This window comes from Aeromicrobium sp. 9AM (genome assembly GCF_902506105.1).
Taxonomy (GTDB): Bacteria; Actinomycetota; Actinomycetes; order Propionibacteriales; family Nocardioidaceae; genus Aeromicrobium.
Map to the genome: position 1 here is coordinate 660,623 of NZ_LR733303.1, position 22,927 is coordinate 683,549.

The 22,927-nt window shown below is 68.1% G+C and carries 26 protein-coding genes and 1 tRNA gene; 15 read left to right on the forward strand and 12 right to left on the reverse strand.

Annotated features, from left to right (window positions below):
- Nucleotides 1–16 precede the first annotated feature (16 nt).
- Nucleotides 17–1,024: an aldo/keto reductase family protein gene (locus BOSE46_RS03350; RefSeq protein ID WP_159538253.1), complete on the forward strand. Its 1,008-nt coding sequence runs from the start codon at nt 17–19 to the stop codon at nt 1,022–1,024.
- Nucleotides 1,021–2,685, forward strand: coding sequence for a malto-oligosyltrehalose trehalohydrolase (gene treZ / locus BOSE46_RS03355; RefSeq protein ID WP_159538255.1), 1,665 nt, complete (start codon nt 1,021–1,023; stop codon nt 2,683–2,685). The genes BOSE46_RS03350 and treZ overlap by 4 nt, the downstream gene beginning before the upstream one ends.
- Here treZ and BOSE46_RS03360 read toward each other — a convergent pair.
- From BOSE46_RS03360 to BOSE46_RS03375, 4 genes are all read right to left on the reverse strand, one after another.
- Nucleotides 2,682–3,377 (reverse strand): hypothetical protein, encoded by a 696-nt coding sequence (locus BOSE46_RS03360; protein WP_201299502.1) that lies wholly within the window; start codon nt 3,375–3,377, stop codon nt 2,682–2,684. The genes treZ and BOSE46_RS03360 overlap by 4 nt on opposite strands.
- A gap of 42 nt (nt 3,378–3,419) precedes the next feature.
- Nucleotides 3,420–3,704 (reverse strand): hypothetical protein, encoded by a 285-nt coding sequence (locus tag BOSE46_RS03365; protein ID WP_201299503.1) that lies wholly within the window; start codon nt 3,702–3,704, stop codon nt 3,420–3,422.
- A gap of 51 nt (nt 3,705–3,755) precedes the next feature.
- Complete coding sequence (locus BOSE46_RS03370) at nt 3,756–4,943, reverse strand: FAD-dependent monooxygenase (RefSeq protein WP_201299504.1); 1,188 nt, start codon at nt 4,941–4,943, stop codon at nt 3,756–3,758.
- Between the two features lie 193 nt (nt 4,944–5,136).
- Nucleotides 5,137–5,210: transfer RNA gene (locus BOSE46_RS03375), tRNA-Gly, on the reverse strand.
- Between the two features lie 140 nt (nt 5,211–5,350).
- Here BOSE46_RS03375 and BOSE46_RS03380 point away from each other — a divergent pair.
- The gene (locus tag BOSE46_RS03380) at nt 5,351–5,839 is read left to right on the forward strand and encodes a GNAT family N-acetyltransferase (protein ID WP_201299505.1); all 489 of its coding nucleotides are present in this window, start codon (nt 5,351–5,353) and stop codon (nt 5,837–5,839) included.
- Nucleotides 5,840–5,899: 60 nt separating this feature from the next.
- On the opposite strand, the gene BOSE46_RS03385 is transcribed toward BOSE46_RS03380, so the two are convergent.
- A complete protein-coding gene (locus BOSE46_RS03385; protein ID WP_159538257.1) occupies nt 5,900–6,715 on the reverse strand; it encodes a class I SAM-dependent methyltransferase in 816 nt (271 codons plus the stop codon).
- Nucleotides 6,716–6,775: 60 nt separating this feature from the next.
- Here BOSE46_RS03385 and BOSE46_RS03390 point away from each other — a divergent pair, with 60 nt between their 5' ends.
- Entirely contained in the window at nt 6,776–7,459 is a 684-nt protein-coding gene (locus tag BOSE46_RS03390; RefSeq protein WP_159538259.1) for a helix-turn-helix domain-containing protein, read from the forward strand.
- A 334-nt stretch (nt 7,460–7,793) separates the two neighbouring features.
- Here BOSE46_RS03390 and BOSE46_RS03395 read toward each other — a convergent pair whose 3' ends face one another.
- Nucleotides 7,794–8,369 (reverse strand): ABATE domain-containing protein, encoded by a 576-nt coding sequence (locus BOSE46_RS03395; protein ID WP_159538261.1) that lies wholly within the window; start codon nt 8,367–8,369, stop codon nt 7,794–7,796.
- A gap of 84 nt (nt 8,370–8,453) precedes the next feature.
- Here BOSE46_RS03395 and BOSE46_RS03400 point away from each other — a divergent pair, with 84 nt between their 5' ends.
- A complete protein-coding gene (locus tag BOSE46_RS03400) occupies nt 8,454–9,077 on the forward strand; it encodes a LysE family translocator (protein ID WP_159538263.1) in 624 nt (207 codons plus the stop codon).
- Between the two features lie 162 nt (nt 9,078–9,239).
- Here the strand turns inward: BOSE46_RS03400 and BOSE46_RS03405 are convergent, their stop codons facing one another.
- Complete coding sequence (locus BOSE46_RS03405) at nt 9,240–10,067, reverse strand: PhzF family phenazine biosynthesis protein (RefSeq protein ID WP_159538265.1); 828 nt, start codon at nt 10,065–10,067, stop codon at nt 9,240–9,242.
- 49 nt (nt 10,068–10,116) lie between these two features.
- Here BOSE46_RS03405 and BOSE46_RS03410 point away from each other — a divergent pair, with 49 nt between their 5' ends.
- Nucleotides 10,117–10,722, forward strand: coding sequence for a hypothetical protein (locus BOSE46_RS03410; protein ID WP_159538267.1), 606 nt, complete (start codon nt 10,117–10,119; stop codon nt 10,720–10,722).
- On the opposite strand, the gene BOSE46_RS03415 is transcribed toward BOSE46_RS03410, so the two are convergent.
- The 4 genes from BOSE46_RS03415 to BOSE46_RS03425 all read right to left on the reverse strand — a co-directional run bounded on the left by BOSE46_RS03415 (nt 10,719) and on the right by BOSE46_RS03425 (nt 12,314).
- Nucleotides 10,719–11,240 carry a GNAT family N-acetyltransferase gene (locus tag BOSE46_RS03415; RefSeq protein WP_201299506.1) on the reverse strand — a complete coding sequence of 174 codons (522 nt, stop codon included), beginning with the start codon at nt 11,238–11,240 and terminating at the stop codon, nt 10,719–10,721. The genes BOSE46_RS03410 and BOSE46_RS03415 overlap by 4 nt on opposite strands.
- Before the next feature lie 18 nt (nt 11,241–11,258).
- The gene (locus BOSE46_RS21550; RefSeq protein WP_256366692.1) at nt 11,259–11,393 is read right to left on the reverse strand and encodes a hypothetical protein; all 135 of its coding nucleotides are present in this window, start codon (nt 11,391–11,393) and stop codon (nt 11,259–11,261) included.
- A gap of 93 nt (nt 11,394–11,486) precedes the next feature.
- Entirely contained in the window at nt 11,487–12,119 is a 633-nt protein-coding gene (locus tag BOSE46_RS03420; RefSeq protein WP_159538269.1) for a LysE family translocator, read from the reverse strand.
- Nucleotides 12,120–12,152: 33 nt separating this feature from the next.
- Complete coding sequence (locus tag BOSE46_RS03425) at nt 12,153–12,314, reverse strand: hypothetical protein (protein WP_159538271.1); 162 nt, start codon at nt 12,312–12,314, stop codon at nt 12,153–12,155.
- A 209-nt stretch (nt 12,315–12,523) separates the two neighbouring features.
- Between BOSE46_RS03425 and BOSE46_RS03430 the strand changes: the two genes are divergently transcribed.
- From BOSE46_RS03430 to BOSE46_RS03445, 4 genes are all read left to right on the forward strand, one after another.
- Nucleotides 12,524–13,066, forward strand: a complete 543-nt coding sequence (locus BOSE46_RS03430; RefSeq protein ID WP_159538273.1) for a dihydrofolate reductase family protein — start codon at nt 12,524–12,526, stop codon at nt 13,064–13,066.
- A gap of 2 nt (nt 13,067–13,068) precedes the next feature.
- Nucleotides 13,069–13,575: a GNAT family N-acetyltransferase gene (locus BOSE46_RS03435; protein WP_236551602.1), complete on the forward strand. Its 507-nt coding sequence runs from the start codon at nt 13,069–13,071 to the stop codon at nt 13,573–13,575.
- A gap of 66 nt (nt 13,576–13,641) precedes the next feature.
- Nucleotides 13,642–15,771 carry a glycogen debranching protein GlgX gene (gene glgX / locus BOSE46_RS03440; protein ID WP_159538275.1) on the forward strand — a complete coding sequence of 710 codons (2,130 nt, stop codon included), beginning with the start codon at nt 13,642–13,644 and terminating at the stop codon, nt 15,769–15,771.
- Nucleotides 15,772–15,779: 8 nt separating this feature from the next.
- The gene (locus BOSE46_RS03445) at nt 15,780–16,226 is read left to right on the forward strand and encodes a GNAT family N-acetyltransferase (RefSeq protein ID WP_236551603.1); all 447 of its coding nucleotides are present in this window, start codon (nt 15,780–15,782) and stop codon (nt 16,224–16,226) included.
- Here BOSE46_RS03445 and BOSE46_RS03450 read toward each other — a convergent pair.
- The gene (locus tag BOSE46_RS03450) at nt 16,192–17,199 is read right to left on the reverse strand and encodes a GlxA family transcriptional regulator (protein WP_159538277.1); all 1,008 of its coding nucleotides are present in this window, start codon (nt 17,197–17,199) and stop codon (nt 16,192–16,194) included. The two genes, BOSE46_RS03445 and BOSE46_RS03450, sit on opposite strands and share 35 nt — an antisense overlap.
- A 122-nt stretch (nt 17,200–17,321) precedes the next feature.
- On the opposite strand from BOSE46_RS03450, the gene BOSE46_RS03455 reads away from it, so the two are divergent.
- The 5 genes from BOSE46_RS03455 (at nt 17,322) to treS (ending at nt 22,922) form a co-directional block, all read left to right on the forward strand.
- Nucleotides 17,322–17,729 (forward strand): hypothetical protein, encoded by a 408-nt coding sequence (locus tag BOSE46_RS03455; protein ID WP_159538279.1) that lies wholly within the window; start codon nt 17,322–17,324, stop codon nt 17,727–17,729.
- The gene (locus tag BOSE46_RS03460) at nt 17,726–18,376 is read left to right on the forward strand and encodes a DJ-1/PfpI family protein (RefSeq protein WP_159538281.1); all 651 of its coding nucleotides are present in this window, start codon (nt 17,726–17,728) and stop codon (nt 18,374–18,376) included. Before BOSE46_RS03455 ends, BOSE46_RS03460 begins: the two co-directional genes overlap by 4 nt.
- 9 nt (nt 18,377–18,385) lie before the next feature.
- Nucleotides 18,386–18,859, forward strand: coding sequence for a VOC family protein (locus BOSE46_RS03465; RefSeq protein ID WP_159538283.1), 474 nt, complete (start codon nt 18,386–18,388; stop codon nt 18,857–18,859).
- 183 nt (nt 18,860–19,042) lie between these two features.
- Entirely contained in the window at nt 19,043–21,085 is a 2,043-nt protein-coding gene (locus tag BOSE46_RS03470; RefSeq protein ID WP_305782088.1) for a maltotransferase domain-containing protein, read from the forward strand.
- Nucleotides 21,086–21,101: 16 nt separating this feature from the next.
- Nucleotides 21,102–22,922 carry a maltose alpha-D-glucosyltransferase gene (treS, locus tag BOSE46_RS03475; RefSeq protein WP_159538285.1) on the forward strand — a complete coding sequence of 607 codons (1,821 nt, stop codon included), beginning with the start codon at nt 21,102–21,104 and terminating at the stop codon, nt 22,920–22,922.
- Nucleotides 22,923–22,927 lie beyond the last annotated feature (5 nt).

The window sequence follows — 22,927 nt, forward strand, 5'->3', positions numbered from 1 at the left end:
GCACTAGGCTCGAATCATGGACTTCAGATACCTCGGCAACAGCGGCCTCAAGGTCAGCGAAATCATCTACGGCAACTGGCTCACGCACGGTTCCCAGGTCGAGAACGACGCGGCACTGGCATGCGTACGGGCGGCGCTCGACTCGGGCATCACGACGTTCGACACCGCCGACGTCTACGCCAACACCAAGGCCGAGTCCGTCCTCGGCGAGGCGCTCAAGGGCGAGCGCCGCGCGTCGGTGGAGATCTTCACCAAGGTCTACTGGCCGACCGGTCCCGGCGGACCCAACGACACCGGCCTGTCGCGCAAGCACATCATGGAGTCGATCAACGGATCGCTCGAGCGGCTCGGCACCGACTACGTCGACCTCTACCAGGCGCACCGGTATGACGTGGAGACGCCGCTCGAGGAGACCATGCAGGCATTCGCCGACGTGGTCCGTCAGGGCAAGGCGCTCTACATCGGCGTCAGCGAGTGGACCGCCGACCAGATCCGCGCCGGCCACGCGCTCGCCCAGGACCTCGGCATCCACCTGATCTCCAACCAGCCGCAGTACTCCATGCTCTGGCGGGTCATCGAGGACCAGGTCATCCCCACGAGCAAGGAGCTCGGCGTCTCGCAGATCGTCTGGTCGCCGATCGCGCAGGGCGTGCTCACCGGCAAGTACAAGCCCGGTGCAGCACCGCCCGAGGGCAGCCGCGCCACCGACGAGAAGGGCGGCGCCGACATGATCAAGCGCTTCCTCGACGACGAGGTGCTGACCGCCGTGCAGAAACTGCAGCCGATCGCCGATGGCCTCGACATCACGATGGCGCAGCTCGCCGTCGCATGGGTGCTCGCCAACGACAACGTCGCCGCGGCGATCGTCGGCGCCTCACGGCCCGAGCAGGTCGAGTCCAACGCGCAGGCGTCGGGCATCACCCTCGACGGCGACGTGCTCAAGGCCGTCGACGAGGCGCTCGGCGACCTGCCCGAGACCGATCCGGCGCAGACCAAGTCGCCGGAAACCCGCGTCGTCAGGTGACGTTCACGGTCTGGGCCCCCGACCTCCAGCGCGTACGCCTGCAGGTCGGCGGCACCGATCACGCGATGCAGCCCGGCGAGGGCGGCTGGTGGCACGCAGACGTCGAGGCGGAGCCCGGCACCGACTACGCGTTCCTGCTCGGTGACGACGACACTCCGCTGCCTGACCCGCGCTCGCGGTGGCAGCCCAGTGGTGTGCACGCGGCCTCCCGGACGTACGACCACGACGACTTCGCCTGGACCGACGCAGACTGGCATGGTCGCGCCCTTGAGGGGTCGGTGATCTACGAGCTGCACATCGGCACGTTCACCCCCGGGCGTACGTTCGACGCCGCCATCGAGCGGCTCGACCACCTCGTCGACCTCGGCATCGACCTCGTCGAGGTGCTGCCGGTCAACTCGTTCGACGGCGACGCGGGCTGGGGCTACGACGGGGTGCTGTGGGGCGCGGTGCACGAGCCGTACGGGGGACCGGACGGGTTCAAGCGTTTCGTCGACGCGTGCCATGCGCGCGGGCTCGGCGTCGTGCTCGACGTCGTCTACAACCATCTCGGGCCGTCGGGCGCCTACCTCGACCGCTTCGGCCCCTACTTCGCCGGCCAGAACGACTGGGGGCCCGGGCTCAACCTCGACGGGCCGCAGTCCGACGAGGTGCGGCGCTATGTGCTCGACAACGCGCTCGGCTGGTTCGAGCACTTCCACGTCGACGCGCTGCGGCTCGATGCCGTGCACGCGCTGGCTGATCGGCGGGCATTGACCCTGCTCGAGGAGCTGTCGGCAGAGACCGCTCGTATGTCTGACGTGCTCGGCCGGCTGTTGACCTTGATCGCGGAGTCCGACCTCAACGACCCGCGTATGGTCATGCCACGCTCGGCGAACGGGCTCGGCATGGACGCGCAGTGGAGCGACGACCTGCACCATGCGCTGCACGTACGGCTGACGGGGGAGACCGACGGCTACTACGCCGACTTCGCCGCGCACAATGCGCTGGCCACGACGTTGCGCGGCGCGTTCTTCCACGCCGGCACGTGGTCGTCGTTCCGCGAACGTACGCACGGCCGTCCCGTCGACACCTCTCAGCTGACCGGCACCTCGTTCCTCGCGTACCTGCAGAACCACGACCAGATCGGCAACCGCGCCACCGGCGACCGCATCTCGGCGTCCGTCTCGCCCGGCTTGCAGGCCTGCGGTGCGGCGATCGTGCTGCTGGGCCCTTGCACGCCGATGCTGTTCATGGGGGAGGAGTGGGCGGCCAGCACGCCGTGGCAGTTCTTCGCGTCGTTCCCCGATCCCGAGCTTGCCGAGGCCGTACGCACCGGTCGCCGCCGCGAGTTCGGCCGGCACGGCTGGGGCGAGTCCGAGGTGCCCGACCCGATGGACCCGGCGACCGTCGAGCGTTCGACCCTGGACTGGTCGGAGCTGTCCTCGCCGGACCATGCCTCGATGCTCGGCGTCTATCGCTCCTTGATCGCGCTGCGCCGCTCACAGCCTGAGCTGGCCGATCCGTCGCTCGACGGTTTCGTTGTCGAGGTCGCCGACGACGACTCCTGGCTCGTCATGCACCGCGGTTCGCTCCGCGTCGTCGTCAGCTTCGCCGAGGAGTCGTTCGAGGTCCGTACGTCCGACGACCGCGTGCTGCTGTCGTGGGGGTCAGCGGGCTAGTCGCGGTCCCAGTCGCGTGACGACTCGTCCTTGTCACGCGCGAGCCGGTTGCGCCGCTCCTCCTCGCGCTTGGAGTACGTGGCCGCCCGGATGGCCTCGTCCGACTCCAGGCCGCTGCCGAGGCCGCCGCCGACGGTGGCGGCTGAGGCCACGAACCAGGCGAGGACGAACAGCTCTTGGTAGCCGAACGACCTGTTGAGGTAGCCGCCCCTGACGGAGGGATCGAGGACGAACATCGCCCATACGAGGTTCACGACATACAGGGCGAGGTAGCAGATGACCACGCCGGTCGTCAGGGTGATCAGGGTCGAGGCGTTGTAGAGACGGGATCGCTCCCGGGCCTCGTGGGAGTCGTTGTCGGGACGATCCCAGAGCCCGCCATCGATCACGAGCCAGGCGACGACGAGGGATATCGAAGCGATCGTCGCGACGATGAGTCGCCACCACGCCATGGAGTCGGCGAGCAGCCACACGGTGGAGTTGATCGTCGCGACCGCCCCTGTCGCCAGCGCCGCGACGAGCGCTGACTTCAGTCCGGGCACGAGCAGCCACGGGCGGTTCGCCAGCACCATCCCGAGGAGCAGGCGCCACCGGCCACCCGGTCGTGCCACCGGAATGCGGCGCTCGTCCGTGGATGAGTCAGCCAGGCCTTCGACGAGCTGAGCGATCGCGTGCCGAGTGCGAGACCGCATACGCAGACCGCCCAAAGCGGGCAGCGACAGCACGGCCATCCGTTACCCCGGATCGGTCTGGACGAGCAGGTAGCGGCTGTCGTCGTCGCGGAGCGGAAGCTCCGTCAGGCCGACCACCAGGTCCCAGTCGTGTCCCGCGGCTTCATCTCTGAGACGGCCCAAGGCGGTGTCGACGTCCTCGCAGTCGACAGTGAACGGCTCACTCACGACTTCGACGTCCCAGCCGCCAGGATTGTCGCCGTCCGGCGGATCGAGGTCACTCATCTCGTGCGCGATCTGTGTGGGCAGTGCTGGATCAGCCACCAGGCCGATTTGGAGCTGCTTCATATGGGCGAACTACCCACGATCCTCGTTCCGACACATGCTACCTGCGCGTGGCTAGCGAGCTCCGGAATCCGGTACGCCGGTGTAGTCGGGCAGCTCGGGACCGCCGACCGCTCGCTCGATCAGCGCCATGAGGGCTTCCATGTCGGGCTCCGGGCCCGGCTCGGCCTCAGGGTCGGCGGTGAGCATCTGTACGTGCATACGGCCGATCTCCTGGTTGTCCTCGACGTACGTACGCATCCGCGCCTCGTAGGCGGCGAATCCGGCCACCGGGTCCCAGTCGGCGGCGGCCAGCTCTCCGGCGAGCATGTATGCCCCGACCAGCGCCAGTCCGGTGCCTGCGCCAGACATCGGCGACGCGCTGAATGCGGCATCCCCGAGCAACCCGACCCGTCCTTTGGCCCAGTGGTCCATCACGACCTGCGCGACCTGGTCGAGGTAGAAGTCGGGGGTGTCGTCGAGGTGCTCGAGGATGCGCGAGGTCTCCCAGCCCACGCCGGCCATCTGCTCGCGCAGCAGCCGCTTCTGGCCCTCGACGTCGCGGTAGTCGATGTAGAAGTCGGGTGACGGGAACGAGAGCATGGCGATCGCCTGACTTGCGTCGTGGATGGGTCGCAGGCCCGCGGAGCGCCCCGCCTCGTGGTAGTCGATCAGCCAGCGATCGAGACCAAACTCGTTGGGAACGCTGTAGAACGCCAGCACGAGCCCGAGGTGCCGGACGTACTGCTCGCGCGGCCCGAAGACCATCCCGCGCAACGCCGAGTGCAACCCGTCCGCGCCGATCACCAGCTCGAAGCGCCTCTGGTCTCCGCTCGCGAAGGTGACGTCGACCCCATCCGCGTCCTGGGTAAGATCGGCGATCCGGTCGCCGAAGACGTACTCGACACCGTCGCGCGTGTCGTCGTAGAGCACCTGGGCGAAGTCGCCGCGCAGGACCTCGATCTCCGAGATGTATCCGTCGCCGTCGTTCTCCTCCGCGCGATGGGTGTCCAGCACCTTCCCTTCCGCGTCCACCACGTACGCGCCAGCGGTGTCGGTGCACACCGCGCGTATGGCCTCGTCGAGCCCCATGCGCCGGATGACCTCCTTGGCCACTCCGCGCGCGTCCACGGCCTGCCCGCCCGGACGCAGCCCGGGCGACTGCTCGACCACCGTCACCTCGGCGCCCCTGCGCCGCAGCCAGTGCGCCAGCGCCGGACCTGCGATGCTCGCTCCCGAAATCAAGACCCTGTTCGTGCTCATCGTGTCCCCTTCTCATCCGTCGGCTGTCGGCCGACTCTCACCCACTCCACGAACGGGTTTCGGCGAATACGACAGCCGCCGAGGGCTCATCACCCACGTCCACGACGACGACCGGACGCGAGCGACCCTCGACCTCGTGGTTCCCTGAGCCGAGCGAAGGAAGGTCTCGGCCGGCCGGTCCGACTTCGGTTTGTGGAGCGGACGCGAGGATTTGAACCTCGACCCATTCCCTGGAAGGGAAGCGTGCTGCAACTACACCACGTCCGCGAAGCCAGCCTCTGTCGAGCCTGACAACTTCCGATTATGAACCATCTCGAGCACCATCCGGGTGGCAGGTCCTCGGCAACAACCATCCTGTCTGCGGTCGGTGACATAGTCGGGACAGCCGAGCCGAGGAGTGACTGGATATGAGTGAAGTCCCCGACGTGCCACCCGCCGTGGTTCTCAGGAATGTCGAGGACCAGGACGTCGAGGTGTTCTTCGAGCACGAGGCGGATCCGCAGGCGGTCGAGATGGCGGCGTTTCCCGCTCGCGACAGGGATCAGGTCGCGGCGCACTGGGCGAAGGTCCGCGGGGACGACACCCTCGTGGTGCGCACGATCGTTGCGGATGGCGCGGTGGCGGGCTACATCTGCAGCTGGCCGCAGGACGGGCAGCAGCTGCTCGGCTACTGGATCGGGCGCGAGTTCTGGGGCCGCAGCGTCGCGACGCAGGCGCTCGGCCTGCTGACCGAGGAAGTGTCGGTCCGACCGCTGTACGCCCATGTCGTCGCGCACAACGCGGGTTCGATCCGTGTCCTGGAGAAGTGCGGGTTTCGGCGCGATCGCGCGGAGGACGCGAAGCCGCCCGCGCCTGACGATGGCATCGAGGAACTCACCTACGCGCTGAAGGCCTAAGAGCCCGCCGGCCGGTCACCCAGCTTCGCGCGGAAACTCGGCACGAACTGTCGCTGGAGGTCAGGACGCCAGCAGTACCAGTGCGCAGGCCGGTACGTCGTACGACCCGTCGTCGCAGCGGTACTGGGTGATGAAGTCCGCGGCCGTCGTACGGGCGGCGGCGAGCTGCTGGGGCGAGGCGTTCGCGAGGGCGGCCGCGATCGGGGGTGCGAGCACGCGGACCATGTCGAACAGCTCGTCCGCGGAGGCGTACCGGCGAGTGTAGGAGACGACCTCGACCGAGACGTCGCCGAACCCGGCCTCGCGGGCGAGCTTCTCGAGCTCGTCAGGGTCGCCGAGTGAGAAGGGGCCGCCGGGCTCGGTCGGCATGGGGCCGTTGAGGAGGCCGGTCATCATGGTGGCGAACCCGACGCTGACCATCCACGGGTTGTTGTCGGGCGTACCCCAGACCGTGGCGGCGAGCCGCCCGCCGGGTCGCAGGACGCGGCGGATCTCGCGGAGCGCTTCGACCGGCTCGGGGACGAACATCAGGCCCATCCGGCACACGACCGCGTCGTGTGCCGCAGGCGGCCCCGCGATCGCGGCGGCATCGATCGTCGCCACGCTGGCAGTGGGCGCGTTCGCGAGCCGTCGCTCCAGCACCGCAACGAATTCCGGCGCGACATCGCTGGCGACCAGCGACCCGTCCGGCCCGACCAGCTCAACCAGGTGGGTGGCGAGGTGACCGGTGCCCGCGCTGAGCTCGAGCACGTTCTCGCCCGGCGCGATCGCGGCGGCAGCGAGCAGCGCCTCGGTCACGGTCGCGCTGGTCTCCTCTATGCCCGCGGAGTGGGCCTCCCAAGAGGCCGCCACGCTGGACCAGTCTGATGCAGTCATCATGATCACCTATACTTTCGATGTAGTGTTACTACGTTCAATACAGTGATGGTGTATCCAATGAATGAGTCTGTCAAGAGGCCTTACGATGCAACCCGTCGTCGCGCCCAGGCCCGCGAGACCCAGCGGGCGATCCTGCGGGCGGCGCACGACCTGTTCGTCGAGCAGGGCTATGGGCGCACCACCATTGCGCAGGTCGCGGAGCGTGCGGGTGTCTCGCCCGAGACGATCTACGCCACGTTCAAGAACAAGGCGACCCTGCTGCACCGCACCTGGGACGTGACCATCGGCGGCGACGACGAGGAGGTCGTCTTCCACGAGCGACCCGAGGTGGTGGCGATACGGGCCGAGCCGGACCTGGCCACGCGGTTCATGATGCACGCGAAGTTCTCCACGGCGACCGCACGTCGGATGACCCCGTTCGTCAGGTCGGTGCATGGCGCCGCCGCCAGCGAGGCCAGCGCCGCCCAGATGGCGGCCGAGATGGAGGGGCAGCGCCTGGCGGGACTGTCCGTGATGGCGCGCGAGGCCGCGGCAACCGGACAGCTCAAGGTCACCGAGGAGGAGTGCCGCGACCTGATCTGGGCGATGACCGACGGGCACCTGTGGCACCAACTGGTGGTCGAGCGGGGCTGGAGCGATGAGCAGTACGCAGATTGGCTGGGCCGGATGTGGGTCAACCTGCTCGTGCAGGATCCGGTCCGTGACCTCGCGGCCCGAGACGCAGCGCGCGCGGCGGAGTGACGCGGGCATGCCTGGCCGCGGTGGACTGGCGTCCACGGGGTGGCGCTGCTCGGAACCTTCTAGCATCGGGTGATGAAGTGGCTGGTGCGGATTGCAGCTGGTGTGCTGATCGCGTTTCTCGGACTCACGATGTTCCGAGTAGGCGGATACGCCAGAGCGAACATCTTCGCCATTGCGGCCATCTTGTATTGCGTGGGGAGATTTGAGGGCCTCGAAATGAACAACTTCTGGGGCGACGACGATGACGATGGCCAAGGTCCACTCAAGCCCACCTTACAACCCCGACCTACGCGTGCCATGACGAGATCGCGGCGACAAGACGCGGCTCGAGGACTTATCTCTCAGGTCGGGCCTTTGCTGTTTGGTGGGCTCTGAAGCGCGCCTTCTTCTGGCGGTTCCCGCACGTGTTCATGTCGCACCATTTGCGGGTGTGGCTTTGGCTGGTGTCGAGGAAGACCGCTCGGCAGGTCGACGACGCGCACAAGGCGAGCCTGCCGTCGCGATCGCCGGCGATGGTGCTGATGGCGTCGGCCGCGATCACGCTGAGTGCGTCCTCGACGCAGGGTGTCGGGCTGAGCTGCCAATGTCGCTGGCCGTCAGGCGTCAAGCTTGCCGCGGCCCAGCCTTGGGCGCTGCAGTCGTTGATCAGACGGACGGCAGTGGTCGGCAGCACGTCTTGGGTGGCGGCCGCTGTCGCCGCAGCATGAATCGCCTCTCGCAGCGCCCGAGCGCGTTCGAGCTGAGCATTGCTGCAGGACTCAACTGGAAGGCCATGGATCTCCAGCCAATCGGTCAGTCGTTGCGGCGTGGGAATGCGCTCGACCGCCGTGCCATGGCGTTCCGAGAGGGTCCCCGTGAACGCCGTCGCGAGCACCTTCCCGGTGCGGAACTGAGGGAAGCCAGCAGTCATGGAACCACCATAGCCGGTTGCGGATCGACGAGTGCGTTGGTAGAACCGTCATAGAAGGTTCCATATTTTGGGGGGTTGGGAGCGATGGTTGACCTTGCGGTTCTTCCGGGCTTCGTTGCCGTCATCTTGCTGTTCCTCATCCCGCCCGGGCCCGACATGGCATACGTGATTGCCGCTGGTCTCGAGGCCGGTCGGCGAAGCGCCGTGCACGCGATCCTGGGCATCGGGACTGGCATGAGCGTGTACGCGACCGCAGTCGTGATCGGCGTGGGACGGGCGGCTCACTCGTACCCGATGTTGCTCGACGCCGTGAAGCTGTTGGGCGCGGCCTACCTCTTGTGGCTCGCGTACGTGACCATCCGCGGCGCCCATAGATCGACCGGCGATGTTCGTGGCGCTTCAGCCACGCGGCCGTACCTCCGTGGGGTGATCGTCAGTCTGACCAACCCGAAGCTGCTGCTGTTCTTCCTTCCTGTCCTCCCGCAGTTCACAGGAAATGCGCTGAATACCGAGATGCAGTTGGCGATGCTGGGCGCCATCAACGTGATGACCGAGGTCCTGCTCTACGGAACCATCGGAGTGACGGCAGGGACCTTCCAATCCCGTTTCAGGAGTTCCCGTAGGGCCGGTGCGGCATTGAACTACATGGCCGGCGCCGTCTACCTGGGACTGGCGGGCGTAGTCGTGGCGGAGGTCTTGGCGGGTTGACCTCGTGGACTCACGTCGCGACGCTTCGTACACGGGCGGGCTTTCGGTGCTTCGGGCTCTTTGTCTGTCAGTTCAGCCGTCCCCGAGTCGGACGCGGCGGAATGCCGCTGGAGGGCAGCGTCCGACGGCCAGGCCTGTGGCGACGACCGTCCGGACCGCTGTCTACAGATCCACCGTCCCGCTGATGCCGACGACGGTCTCGCCGCCGATCCAGATGTCTTCGCCGACCTGGTCGACGTGGATGCGGCCGCGGCGACGGACGGCGGTGCCCTGCGCGGCGACGTACGACGAGGGCGCGCGACCGGTGCCGATGAGCCACTGGGCGATCGAAGCGTTGAGGCTCCCGGTCGCCGGGTCCTCGCCGCCGGGGCTGGAGGTGAAGGCGCGGATCTCGACGGCGGTCTCGGAGCCCTCCGGGTGCGGGCCGACGACGCCGACGCGGTTGTTCTCGCCGAAGAGGGCCTGATCGGGCTTGAGGTTCAGCACGGTCTCGGCGCTGTCGAGCAGCACCGCGACCCAGCCGGGACCGTTGTCCGCCCATTTGGCATCGACGACGCGAGCGGGCTCGACGCCGAGTCCGTCGATCACCCGCTTCAGGTCTGCGTCGTCGACCGCGCCGTCGCGAATGAGCGGGGGAGCGGCGAAGGCGAGCCGGTCGCCGTCCTGACGGATGCGGATCAGGCCGGCGCCGCATTCCTGGACGATCGCGCCGGGCGTGCGAGGCGTACCGCCGGCCTCGAGCCAGGCACGCGCTGAGCCGAGGGTGGGATGGCCGGCAAACGGAAGCTCGCGTTGCGTGTTGAAGATGCGTACGCGGTAGTCCGCGTCAGACGAAGGACGCAGCAGGAACGTCGTCTCCGCGAGGTTGGTCCACCGCGCGAACGCGGCCATCTGCTCATCCGTCAGGTCGTCCGCGTCATGGACGACGGCGAGGGGATTGCCCTCGGTGATGGTGGAGGCGAACACGTCGATCTGGCTGAACGGATGCATGTCGCCAAATCTGCCACGTCGGGTTCAACCGACTGTCAGAGTGTTCGTCGTGACTCCAGACGTATGGACCGATGCGGCACTGACGCGACTGCAGGCTGCCGGCTACAAGGCGGTCGAGGTCGACCAGACCGTGTTGCCAGGAGCGAGGGCCGTACGGCGCTCAGACTTCCGAATCAGGTGGTTCCTGACGCGCCTCCACACGTTCGTGGTGTTCGTCGTCGTCGAACGTGCGACCGAGGCGGACCTCTCGGCGATCACGGACCTGGCCGCGAAGTGGGCCAAGAGCGTCAAGGGTGGTCTTCCCATCGGGTTCCAGACCGGCGTCGCGGTCATCCCGGTCATCGTGAGCTCGTCGGCCGATCAGGCAGCGCAGGCAGCCGCGCTCGCGAAGCCGCGGAAGCGATTCTCGACAATGGCCTTCCCGGTGATCGTCGACCCGGCTCGCATGATCATCGCCACCCACAACCGGACCGTCGCGTGGGGCATCGCGTACATGGACTTCCTCGCCGACCAGCAGCGGATCGTCGTCGGTGCGCCGGAAGCTCCCGTGCTCGGCACGCAGGGTGGCCGCGCGCTGGTGGTGGCCTACAAGCTGCTGCTGCCGTTGCTCGGTCTCCTGGTGCTCGCGGGGGTCGCGACGTTCCTGCTGCTCTAGGCGGCCGGGCGGCTCGGCACGTCAGGTGCGGTCGAGCGTTCCATGCACAAGAGCTGCTCGCGCTCCTCCCACGAATCGACGGCCTTGAAGCCGAGCCGCACGTACAGCCCGATCGCGTCGTGGCGCCACTCCCACACCGACAGACGTACGGTGTTGGTGCCCGACTCCTGTGCGTGCGCGAAGGCAGCCTCGATCAGCTTGGATGCGACACCTCGGCCGCGGACTTCTGGGTCGGTCCACAGCCGCTTGATCTCTGACGCACCGTTCTTCGACGCCGTGACGACGAGGCAGCCGACGGCGGCGTCGCCGTTCATTGCCACCAGCGCGACGTCATTCGCGAACGTGGCCGACGGGTGCTGCACCTCTGACCGGTAGCGCTCCGGCAGCTCGTCGACGCTCTCCACCGCTGCGCCCTTCTCCGACTCCGTACGCAGGTGGTAGGCGGCCAGCAAGCGGGGCAGACCCCGGTCAGCGGCCTGGTGGCCAGGTGAGCGGACGACGACGATGCCTGGGTGCACCGCCCAAGTGTCTCAGCGCTATCGGCAGGGGTAGCCGATGAGGTGCTGCAGAGAGCGACCGGTGGCTGAGTAGGTCGCGGCGAATGCGCCGAGCGCTGCGACGACCGCGACGAACGCTGTCCTGAACGGACGACGGCGGGCGGCAGTGAGCATGCGGAAAGCGTAGGGGATCTGCGATCGGTGGAACGTGGTTTCGAGGCTACGGCCGCTGGCGGCCTTCGCACCTCAACCACCGGTTCGGAGCGGTCAGGCTTTGTTGCCGGCGAGCAGGAGGCCGCCGCCGAGGCCGATCATCATCGTGCCGCCGGTCGCGTTCATCTGCGACATGCGGCGCGGTGACCGGGCGAACCACGTGCGGGCGGCGCCGGCGACCACGGCCCACACCGAGTCACACACGAACGCGATGACCGTGAAGATCAGCCCAAGGATCAGGATCTGACCGGGTATGCCGCCGCGGTCGTGGTTGACGAACTGGGGCAGGACGGCGACGAAGAACACGATCGTCTTGGGGTTCGTCGCACCGACCACGAAGCCCTGCCACAGCAGGCGCCCGCCCGACTTCGGCGCCTCGGCCGGCTGGTCTATCGGCGTACGGCGATGCCGGATCGCCTGGATGCCGAGGTAGATGACGTACGCGCCGCCGGCGATCTTGACCACTGTGAAGGCGATGATCGAGTCCGACACGATCGCGCCGATGCCCAGCGCCACAGCCGTGATCGGCACCAACCCGCCGAGCTCGTTGCCCGCGACGCTCAGCAGCCCTCCGCGACGACCGAGTGACAGCGACCGCCCGACGACGAACAGCACGCTCGGGCGAGGGATCACGATCAGCAGGAACGACGCGACCGCGAACGTCAGCGCGGACTCCAGGGAAAGCATGGAGTGATCGTAGGGGTTGCAGCGGTATCGAGGCTACGGCCGCCGGTTTCGATCATGGACCGGGACGCGTACGCGGTGGCGGCCTCGGGGGTGCTCCAGCGTCGACTCCATGTGGACCGCGAGCGTCAGCAACGCTCCGAGCCCGACGAAGAACAGCATGATCAGCACCAGTGCGGCTCCCAGGCTGGCGGTCATCGGATGTCGTCCGCAGAAAGGGTCATGCCGTACGACCTACCCGGAGGTCCGAGAGCGATGCGCGCGACAACGCGTCTTTCGGGACGCGGAACCCAACAATCCGGCCGCAGGTCGCCGGCAGGGGTGGTGTTTCTGCGCAAAATTGGTCATGGTGGAACTCAGCGATAGTTGGAGTGACTCCAATATTCGCGTGACCCGAAAGGAACCGCATGCGTACGATCGCCAGCTCCACCTACATCACCCTCGACGGCGTCATCGACGACCCGCAGAACTGGCCCACCGTCGGCGGCTTCACCGACGCCGGCAACAAGATCCAGCAGGAACGGCTCGAGCGCAGCGACGCGATCATCATGGGCCGGCGTACGTACGAGGGCTTCGCGCCGGTGTTCTCGGCGATGGCCGGCGACCCCATCGCCGACCGCATGAACGCCCTGCCGAAGTACGTCGTCTCGAGCACGCTGACCGAGCCGACGTGGAACAACACGATCGTCATCGACCACGACCCAGTCGACGCCATCCGCGAGCTCAAGGAGCAGCCGGGCGCCGACATCATCCAGTTCGGCTTCGGCCAGCTGACCCACGCGCTCATGGAGGCCGGCCTGCTCGACGAGCTGCGACTGTGGGTGCACCCGTTCATCGTCGGCACCGAGGGCCTGCTGCACCGTCCAGGCCTGTCCGGGACGTTCGAGATGGTCGACGCCATCACGCTCGACACGGGCATCGTGATCCTCACCTATCGGGCGACGAGGTGACCGTGGACTACGGCGACTTCATGAAGCGGCTGCCCGTGCCCGACGGGTGGGCCGCCCCGACACTGCTCGAGCTCGGCGACATCCGCGCCGAGGCGATCACTCGCGGGCACCTGCACGACGACGTCGCGGGCATCAACGCGAGCCTCGACCTCATCCGGCGTACGCGCGGCGGCGGCTGGCCCACCGAGCCCGTCACCGAGGACGGCAACTACGTCGACCTGGTCTGGCACGAGTGCGAGTTCCGCGACGGCGGCTCCTACACATACGCGGTGTACGACACCGGCGGGACGTACCTCGGCTGCTGCTACCTCTATCCCATGGGCCGGCGGACCAAGCTGACCGAGGAGCTCCTCGACCACGACGTCGACGTGAGCTGGTGGGTGACGCCCGAGGCGTACGAGAGCGGGCACTACGCGACGCTGCACGCCGCCCTCCGCCACTGGGCCACCAGCGACTTCCCGTTCACGAATCCGTACTACTCCAACATCGAGACACCGCAGGCGTCCTGACCGGCGTGCCGATCGTCACGCCTGCTGGGGGCCGGTCCCCGCCAGCCACCTGAAAGACTGGTGGGCATGGCAACCCACCCGTCCTCGGACACGCAGGTCCTCGCCGGACGCCCCTTCCCGCTCGGGGCGCACCCGGAGGCCGGCGGCGTACGGTTCGCGGTCGCCAGCAGCGTCGCCGAGCGGGTCGAGGTGTGCCTCATCGACGACGACCTCAACGAGCGCCGCATCGAGCTGACGGAGCGTACGTTCGGCGTCTGGCACGGCCTGGTGCCGGGAGTCACGCCGGGCCAGAAGTACGGCTTCCGCATCGACGGCCCGTACGAGCCCAAGACCGGCCTGCGCTGCAACCCCAACAAGCTCCTCGTCGACCCGTACGCCCGGCGCATCAGCGGCACCATGACCGACATGACGGCGGCGCTCGGCTATGCCGACGATCCCGAGGGCGTCGAGCCGTCCCAGGTCGACTCGCTCGGATCGGTCCCGCTCAGCGTCGTGACGAGCCCCGGCGGCCCCGACACCGGCGTCAAGCCCGAGGTCCCGTTCGAGGAGACCGTGATCTACGAGCTCCACGTCAAGGGCTTCACGCAGCAGCATCCCGACGTGCCCGAGCCGCTCCGCGGGACCTACCTCGGCCTGGCCCATCCCGCCGTCATCGAGCACTTCCTGCGCCTCGGCGTCACGAGTGTCGAGCTGCTGCCCGTGCAGACGTTCAGCGACGAGCCCGCGCTCGTCAACGCCGGCCGGCACAACTACTGGGGCTACTCGCCGCTCGGCTTCTTCGCCCCGCACGCCGGATATGCCAGCGAGCCGGGACGCGAGGTCGAGGAGTTCCGCACGATGGTGGCCGCGCTACACGCCGCCAACATCGAGGTCATCGTCGACGTCGTCTACAACCACACGTGCGAGGGCGGGCCCGACGGCCCGACGCTGAGCTTCCGCGGCTACGAGGCGCCGGCCTACTACCTGCACGACGAGGACGGCCACATGGCCGACATCACGGGCTGCGGCAACACCCTCGAGTCCAGCTCGCCGACCGTCGTCCGCATGGTCACCGACTCGCTGCGCTACTGGGCCACCGAGCTGGGCGTCGACGGCTTCCGCTTCGACCTCGCGAGCACGATGGGCCGGCCCAACGGCGGCAAGTTCGACCGCGACTCGACCCTCCTCACGGCAATCGCCTCCGATCCCGTCCTGTCGACCTGCAAGCTGATCGCCGAGCCGTGGGATGCGACCGGCGAGGGCTACAAGGTCGGCGACTTCGGCGCGCAGTGGGCCGAGTGGAACGGCATCTATCGCGACACCGTCCGCGACTTCTGGCGCGGCGCCGCCGGGGGAGTCGACGACCTCGCCTACCGGCTGACCGGCTCATCGGACCTGTACGACCACACGCTGCGCCGGCCGTGGCAGTCGATCAACTTCATCAACGCGCACGACGGCTTCACGCTGCGCGACCTGGTGTCGTACGACGGCAAGCACAACGAGGCGAACGGCGAGGACAATCGCGACGGCACCAACGACAACCGCTCATGGAACCACGGCGTCGAGGGCGAGACCGACGATCCCGCGATCGGCTCGCTGCGGCAGCAGCAGGCCCGCAACCTGTTCGCGACGCTGATGCTCTCGACCGGCACGCCGATGTTCGTCGCCGGTGACGAGCGCTGGCGCACCCAGGGCGGCAACAACAACGCGTACTGCCTCGACGACCCGACCTCATGGGTCGACTGGACCGAGAACGCCGAGGCCGACGCGATGCTGGCGTTCGCCCGCCGCGTCGTGCACCTGCGTGCCAACAGCCCGGCGCTGCGACAGCCGGAGTTCTTCGACGGCCGGACCACACCCACGGGCCGGCCGGACCTCATCTGGCTGCGCCCCGACGGCCACGAGCTCGACGAGGCGGACTGGGAGGACGACGACCGCCGCACCCTCGGCATGTGGATCGACGGCTCCAACAGCCAGTCCCGTACGCGTGAAGGTGAGCTGCTGACAGATCACTCCTGGCTGCTGCTGATGCACGCCGGTGCCGATCCGATCGACGTCGTGCTGCCGGGCGTCGAGTTCGGCGAGACGTTCGAGCCGACTCTGGACACCACGACCCCCGACGGTGCACCTGCATCGACCGAGCCGCTGTCGGCCGGCAGCTCACTGACGCTGGCGGGCCGGTCACTGTTGCTGCTCAAGGCCCCCCGGCAGGACTGACGGCGGCCGTGATCACCATCAGTCGGCTCGCGCCGGACGACCGCGCGACATGGGAGGAGCTGTTCCGGGCGTACATCGACTTCTACGAGCGCACCGAGCCGGCCGAGATGTACGAGCGGGCGTGGCAGGAGTTCCAAGAGGGCACGCGGCTGCATGCCTTGGGCGCGCGGCTGGACGGCGAGATTGTCGGCATCACGCACTTCTTCGTCCACCCCAGCACCTCGGGCGCCGACGTCTGCTACCTGCAGGACCTGTTCACCGCCCCTGAGGCGCGAGGGCGCGGCGTCGCGGCCGCGTTGATCGCTGCGGTCGCGGACTGGGGCCGCGACCAGGGGTGCGGACGGGTCTATTGGCACACGCAGGCGTCCAACTCCACGGCCCGGCGGGTGTACGACAAGGTGGCCGACGACCCGGGCTTCATCAAGTACCAGATCGACCTGCCACCGCAGGACTGACCGAACTCACGCTTCGGGACTGCGTCATCCGGTAGTGCGTCGGAGACACGCCATACATCGCCCAGAACGCCTGCCGCAGCGACTCGACCGTGCCGAACCCGCAGCGCGTCGCGACGGTCTGCACGCTCAGGTCGCTGCCAGTCAGCAGGTGCGCCGCCGCCTCCGTGCGAGCCTTGCGGACGAAGCGGCCCGGACTCGTGCCCAGCTCCTTGATGAACAGTCTGGCGAGGTGTCGCTCGCTCATCGGGACTCGTGTTGCGAGGGCGGCAGCCGAGAGGTCCTCGTCGAGGTGTGTCGTGACGTACGAGACGGCGTCCTGCACGAGTGAGCTCTTGACCGCCGGTGGTGCGGTGAACATGCTCATCTGGGCCTGGTTGCCGGGCCGCTGGAGATAGGTGACGAGCTGGCGGGAGACGTCCCGCGCGAGGTCGGATCCGGTGTCGGCGTCGATGAAAGACAGCGTGAGGTCGAGCGCGGCCGTCACCCCGGCCGAGGTGCACACGTCGTCCTCCGCAATGAAGATCGGGTCGCGGTCGAACGCGACGTCGGGGAACCGCTCGCCGAGGAAGTCGACGTGGTCCCAGTGCGTCGCCGCCCGGCGGCCGGTCAGGAGGCCCGCCTGAGCCAGGATCCCCGCACCCGTGCAGACCGAGGCGACCCGCCTCGACTCCCGGCCGAGGCGTCGTACGTGCGCAACCAGTCGGTCGTCGGCCATCGCATCGACGTACCCGATGCCGCCGGACACCATCAGCGTGTCGAGCGGACCGCGAACCCGTTCCAGCGCGACGTCGGCGTTGATCGTGAGCCCGGTGCCGGTGTGGATCGGCAGTCCGCCGGGGGAGGCCAGCTCGAGGCGATAGAGGGCGTGCCCGTTGAGGAAGTTCGCGAGCTGCAACGCCGTGACGATGCAGGCGATGTCCAGCAGCTCAGCCGCCGGATATCCGACGACAACGACTCGGCGAGGTTCCTCCATGAACCCAACCTAGGCGTCGTACGCGCGCAGGTCAGCATGTCCCGCAGACTTGTTCCCCAAGTTTTCGGACACGCTATTCACGCTCGATGGACCCGTCGCGCCAGGCCGCGGACGCTGGCGGCATGACATCCTCACTCACCCCAACCCCAGGCATCCTGCGCTCGTGGTGGCCATTGGCCAAGCACTACGTCGAGATGGTCATCGCGATGTTCGCAGGCATGTTCCTGTTCGGCATGCTCCGCGCCACGGCGGGACTCACCGTCGAGTTCGCCGATCGTCCCGGCACCTCGTACGTCCTGATGGCCACCGACATGTCGATCGGCATGGCGGCGTGGATGCGGTTTCGGCGCCACACCTGGGCGAGCACGCTCGAGATGTGCGCGGCGATGTACATACCGGCGGTGCTCCTGCCGCTCGTCTGGGCCGACCTCATGAGCCCGATGGCGTTCATGGTCACCGCGCACGTCGTGATGATGGTCGCGATGCTCGTCGTGCTCGTACGCCGCCGGCACGAGATGCACTGCTCATGACCCACGTCGTCTTCCCGCTGTACGACGGCTTCACCGCACTTGACGTGGTCGGCCCCTACCAGATGCTGGCCTTCACTCCCGGCGTCACGGTGAGCTTCGTGGCGCCGACGCCGGGGCAGGTCACGGACGAGTGCGGCTCGCTGAGCCTGGCCGCGGTCGGCTTCGACGACGTCCCTCGCCCGGACATCGTCGTCGTACCCGGTGGACCCGGCACGGCGCTCGCGCTGGCCGGCGACCTGCCGCGATGGCTCGCTGAGGTGCACCAGCGCACGCGGTGGACGACCTCGGTCTGCTCGGGGTCGCTGCTGCTCGGAGCCGCCGGCCTCCTGCAGGGTCTCCGGGCGACGACGCACTACCGGCACGTGGACAAGCTCCCGCTGTTCGGTGCCGAGCCGACGCATCAGCGTGTCGTCGAGGAACTCGATGCGCGCGTCATCACCGCCGCCGGCGTCTCGAGCGGCATCGACATGGCGCTGCGCCTTGTCGAGCTCATCTCCGGCCGTCAGGTCGCCGAGGCCGTCCAGCTGTGGACCGAGTACGACCCGCAACCTCCGTTCGACTCCGGGTCGCCCGAGAAGGCCTCGATCGAGGTCAACGAGCTGGCGGCGTCGTACGAAGCCGCAGCGCTCGCCGCCGTCACGTCGTAGCGTCGGGTCATGACTGACAACACCGAGGGGAACGGGCCCGTCGTCCAGCTGCGACTGGTCGTGGAGGCGGACGACTACGAGCAGGCGGTGCAGTTCTACCGCGACGTGCTGGGCCTGCGGGAGCAGGAGGCGTTCGAGGCCGAGGGTGAAGGTGCCAAGGTGACGATCCTGCACGCCGGCTACGCCACGCTCGAGATCGCCAACCCGGCGCAACGGCGCATGATCGATGAGGTCGAGGTGGGCCACCCGACGACCCCGCGGCTGCGGGTCGCGTTCGAGGTGCTGGACGGCGAGGAACGTACGCAGAAGCTCGTCGACGCCGGTGCCACGCTGGTGGCGCCACCGACGGAGACGCCCTGGCAGTCGCTCAACTCGAGGCTCGACGCGCCGGGGGGTCTGCACATCACGCTGTTCCAGGAGCAGCTGTCGCTCGAGGAGCGCAAGAAGCGAGACGGTTTCGGCACCGACGCCGAGAGACACTGACCCCCCGGTCCTTGAGCTTGTCGAAAGGACGTTTCGACAAGCTCAACGTGCGTGATCGCGTGAGCTTTTCGGCTCGCGTTGCGCCCTTCGCTTCGCTCACGTTCGGCCGCGGGCGGCCTCACTAGGGGCCTTCACCCGTTTGCTCGGATCGCGCCCGGGTAGGTCCAACCAGTAGGTTCGAAGGTGACTGCACGCACTCGACGTACGGGGGAGCACTGCATGACGGGTCGACTCGGAATTGACGACGTTCGACCAGTGTCCGGAGACGGCACCCACCCGTCCAAGGCCGTCACCGGCGAGCACGTCCCCGTCAGCGCGACGGTGTGGCGCGAGGGCCATGACGCCGTGGGCTCGACTGTCGTCTGGCGCGGCCCGGGGGAGCGCAGCGACCGCGAGACCCGCATGCACGAGACGGGCAAGGACACCGACCTCTTCACCGCCACGATCGTCCCGGACGCCACCGGGCTCTGGACGTTCCGCGTCGACGCGTGGGGCGATCCGTGGACCACGGTCGTGCACTCGATCGAGGTCAAGCTCGCCGCCGGCCAGACCGACACCGAGCTCGCCAACGATCTCGAGCTCGCCGCCCGCCTGCTCGACGAGGTCGCGGGCCGCAAGGAGCGCAAGGCGCAGCGACCGGCGCTCGAGGGCGCCGCCACCGCCCTGCGGGCCACGAAGCTGCCGCTCGGCGCCCGCACCGGCCCCGCGCTGTCGGACGACGTCCGCACGATCATGCACGACTTCCCCGTGCGCCAGGTCGTCACCAAGGGACCGATCCGCTCGATCTGGGTCGACCGCGAGCGGGCGGCGTACGGCTCCTGGTACGAGTTCTTCCCGCGCTCGACCGGCGGCACGGACAAGAAGGGCAAGCCCGTCCATGGCACGTTCGCGACCGCCGCCAAGGAGCTCGAGCGCGTCGCCGACATGGGCTTCGACGTGGTCTACCTGCCGCCGATCCACCCCATCGGCCGGGTCAACCGCAAGGGCCCCAACAACACACTGACGCCGGGCAAGACGGACCCCGGCTCGCCGTGGGCGATCGGTGCCAAGGAGGGCGGCCACGACGCGATCCACCCGGAGCTCGGCAAGGACAAGGACTTCACGGCGTTCGTCCAGCGCGCCAACGACCTCGGCATTGAGGTCGCCCTCGACCTCGCCCTCCAGGTCGCGCCCGACCACCCGTGGGTCAAGAAGCATCCCGAGTTCTTCACGACGCTGCCCGACGGCACGATCGCGTACGCCGAGAACCCGCCCAAGAAGTACCAGGACATCTACCCGCTCAACTTCGACAACGACAGCGACGCGATCTATGCCGAGATGCTGCGGGTGACGCTGCACTGGGTCGAGCGCGGCATCCGCATCTTCCGGGTCGACAACCCCCACACCAAGCCGCCGGACTTCTGGGCGTGGCTCATCGAGCAGGTCAAGGCCGAGCATCCCGACGTGTTGTTCCTCGCCGAGGCGTTCACCCGCCCCGCACGGTTGTGGGGCCTGGCGCGGCTCGGCTTCACGCAGAGCTACACCTACTTCACCTGGCGCACGACCAAGCAGGAGCTCACCGAGTTCGGTGAGGACCACCGCGACAACTGGGACATCGGCCGGCCCAACCTGTTCGTCAACACGCCGGACATCCTGCCTGAGCACCTGCAGGTCGGCGGCCCGAGCATGTTCGCGATCCGCGCAGCCCTCGCTGCCACCCTCGCGCCGACGTGGGGCGTCTACTCCGGCTTCGAGCTCTACGAGCACGAGGCGGTCAGGCCCGGCAGCGAGGAGTACCTCGACTCCGAGAAGTACGAGCTGCGGCCCCGCGACTACGACGCCGCCCTCGCCGAGGGGCGCTCGCTGCAGCCGTGGCTGACGAGGCTCAACGAGATCCGCCGGGCCCACCCAGCGCTGCACCAGATGCGCACGCTGCACTTCCACCACATCGACCACGACGCGCTGATGGTCTACTCCAAGCAGGACCCGGCGACGGGCGACACCGTGCTGGTCGTCGTCTCGCTCGACCCGCACGAGGCGCGCGAGGGCACGATGTGGCTCGATCTGCCGGCGCTCGGCTTCGACCCCGGTGACCGCCTGATCGCGCACGACGAGGTCACCGGCGAGACGTACGACTGGGGCGAGTCCAACTACGTACGCCTCGACCCGCTCCGAGCCGTCGCACACGTCGTGAGCCTCACCAGACGCACGTACGAAGACGCCGACGACACCACCCTGAATGCCTGACCGAGAGGTGACCCACATGCCGCAGGACACCGCCCCCGACGCAGGCCTGGTGGGGTTGGAAGAGACTCCCCACACAGGCGAGGCGATCGCCGAGGACGGCACACTCGTCGAACCTCAAGCCGACGACTTCGGCCACGCCGAGCAGGCCACGAGCGACCCCGAGTGGTTCAAGCGCGCCGTGTTCTACGAGGTGCTCGTCCGAGCGTTCTCCGACTCCAACGGCGACGGCACGGGCGACCTGCGCGGCCTTGCCGACAAGCTCGACTACCTCCAGTGGCTCGGCGTCGACTGCCTGTGGCTGCCGCCGTTCTACGCCTCGCCGTTGCGCGACGGCGGCTACGACATCAGCGACTTCCGCGCGGTGCTGCCTGAGTTCGGCACGGTCGAGGACTTCGTCCACCTCCTCGAGGAGGCGCACAAGCGCGACATCCGCGTCATCACCGACCTCGTGCTCAACCACACCTCCGACGCGCACCCGTGGTTCCAGGAGTCGCGCAACCATCCCGACGGGCCGTACGGCGACTACTACGTCTGGAGCGACGACGACCAGCGCTACTCCGACGCGCGCATCATCTTCGTCGACACCGAGTCGTCCAACTGGACGTACGACCCGGTGCGCGGGCAGTTCTTCTGGCACCGGTTCTTCAGCCACCAGCCCGACCTCAACTTCGAGAACGAAGAGGTCCAGGAGGCGATGCTCGACGTCCTGCGCTTCTGGCTCGACCTCGGCATCGACGGCTTCCGGCTCGACGCCGTGCCCTACCTGTTCGAGGAGGAGGGCACCAACTGCGAGAACCTCCCGCGTACGCACGAATATCTCCGCAAGTGCCGCGAGACGGTCGACCGGGAGTATCCCGGCCGCATCCTGCTCGCCGAGGCCAACCAGTGGCCCTCCGACGTCGTCGAGTACTTCGGCGATCCCAAGGTCGGCGGCGACGAGTGCCACATGGCGTTCCACTTCCCGCTCATGCCGCGCATCTTCATGGCCGTGCGCCGGGAGTCGCGCTTCCCGATCTCGGAGATCCTCGCCCAGACCCCGGAGATCCCGACCGGGACCCAGTGGGGCATCTTCCTGCGCAACCACGACGAGCTGACGCTCGAGATGGTCACTGACGACGAGCGCGACTACATGTACCAGGAGTACGCGAGCGACCCGCGCATGAAGGCCAACATCGGCATCCGGCGACGGCTCGCGCCCCTGCTCGACAACGACCGCAACCAGCTCGAGCTGTTCACCGCGATGCTGCTCAGCCTGCCGGGATCGCCGGTCCTCTACTACGGCGACGAGATCGGCATGGGCGACAACATCTGGCTGGGCGACCGTGACGCCGTACGTACGCCGATGCAGTGGTCGCCCGACCGCAACGCCGGCTTCTCGAGATCCGACCCCGGCCGGGTCTACCTGCCGCCGATCATGGACGCGACGTACGGCTACGAGGCGATCAACGTCGAGGCGCAGCAGGGCAATGCGATGTCGCTGCTCAACTGGACCCGCCGGATGATCGAGGTGCGCAAGCAGCACAACGCGTTCGCCGAGGGGGAGTTCGTCGACCTCGGCGGCTCCAACCCCAGCGTGCTGGCCTACAAGCGCGTCTGGGAACGACCCGACGGTGAGAAGGACGTCGTGCTCTGCGTCAACAACCTCTCGAGGTTCCCGCAGCCCGTCGAGCTCGACCTGTCCGACCACATGGGTTTCACCCCGGTGGAGCTGACCGGGAGCGTGCGGTTTCCCCGCATCGGCGAGCTGCCCTATCTGCTGACCCTGCCGGGCCACGGCTTCTACTGGTTCCAGCTGTCCGAGCTCGGCGACGAGGGCGAACGGAGGAGCCAAGCATGAGCGGA